Origin of the sequence: Billgrantia montanilacus, assembly GCF_003336675.1 — a bacterium.
Classification (GTDB): Bacteria; Pseudomonadota; Gammaproteobacteria; order Pseudomonadales; family Halomonadaceae; genus Halomonas; species Halomonas montanilacus.
Genome location: NZ_QPII01000056.1, coordinates 1 through 506, shown reverse-complemented (window position 1 = coordinate 506; position 506 = coordinate 1). Strand labels below are relative to the sequence as shown.

The window sequence follows — 506 nt, the reverse complement described above, 5'->3', positions numbered from 1 at the left end:
GAAGTGATGAGCGCCGGCGGCATCGCCCGGCGGCTGATGGAACTGGCCGGCGCCCTGGTCGGTTTCGTGCGCGGCGGCCTGGGCCAGGTGGCGATCACCGGTTCGATGTTCTTCGGCGGCATCAGCGGCTCGGCCGTGGCGGACACCGCCGCCACCGGCTCGATGATGATTCCGTCGATGAAGCAGCAGGGCTATTCCGCCCCGCATGCCACGGCGATCAACACGGTGTCGTCGGTGATCGGCATCATCATTCCGCCGTCGATTCCGCTGATCCTGTTCGGTATCGTCACCGAGACCTCGATCAGCCGGCTGTTCATCGCCGGCATCGTGCCGGGCCTGCTGATCGGCTTCGGGCTGATGGTTACCACCTTCATCATGGCAACCCTGGAACACGCCGGGAAGACCCGCAAGTTCCGGCTCGACCTGCTGTGGCAGGCCTTCAAGGCCGCCTGGCTGGCCCTGGTGCTGCCGGTGATCGTGATCGGCGGCATCATCGGCGGGGTGTT

At 66.2% G+C, this 506-nt stretch carries 1 protein-coding gene; it reads left to right on the top strand.

Annotation, left to right across the window (positions count from 1 at the left end):
* Positions 1-506, top strand: a 506-nt coding sequence (locus DU505_RS22245) for a TRAP transporter large permease subunit (protein WP_147273122.1), incomplete at both ends; no start/stop codon positions are given.